The sequence below is a fragment of the Neomoorella stamsii genome, assembly GCF_002995805.1.
GTDB classification, from domain to species: Bacteria; Bacillota; DSM-521; order Neomoorellales; family Neomoorellaceae; genus Neomoorella; species Neomoorella stamsii.
On the sequence record NZ_PVXL01000018.1, the window covers coordinates 1 to 672 of the forward strand.

1 protein-coding gene is annotated in these 672 nt (G+C 55.5%); it reads right to left on the minus strand.

The features are described 5' to 3' along the window. Positions 1-656: nucleotidyltransferase family protein (locus MOST_RS01915; protein ID WP_129588641.1), on the minus strand; the 656-nt coding region annotated here is incomplete at its 3' end. Positions 657-672: the final 16 nt, after the last annotated feature.

The window sequence follows — 672 nt, forward strand, 5'->3', positions numbered from 1 at the left end:
CCAATATCGCACCAGTAGCCGGACAGGGTTATCCCATAGAGGGGTTTTTTATCTTTCAGTAAGCGGGGGAAGAGGTCCTTGCTGAAGTCAAAGGACTCCCCCTCCGGCACCAGTTCCAGGACCTCGGGCTCTAGAATATAGATACCGGTATTGACCCTGTCGCTGAAAACCTCCCCCCAGCTGGGCTTTTCCAGGAAGGAGCGAATACTGCCGTCGGGATTGGTAATCACCACCCCGTACTCCAGGGGGTTGTCAACTGTCGTCAGCACCAGGGTGGCCAGGGCGCGGTTCTCCTTATGTTTCGCCATGGCCGGTCTTAAATCAAAATCCGTGAGGGCGTCGCCGCTTACCACCACAAAGGTTTCATCTAAAAAGGAAGCCGCGTTTTTGACGCTGCCGGCGGTACCCAGGGGTTTATCCTCCACGAAATAATGCAAGTGCAGGCCAAAATCACTGCCGTCACCGAAGTATTCCTCTATTAAACGCGGTAAGTACTGCAGGGTCACCCCTACTTCTTTGATACCCAGGTCACGTAACAGATCCACACAGTATTCCATTACCGGCCGGTTGGCCACCGGCACCAGGGGCTTTGGCCGCTTGCAGGTCAGGGGCCTGAGCCTCGACCCCTCCCCGCCGGCCATGATAATCGCCTTCATAGTCTACCTCCTGCAA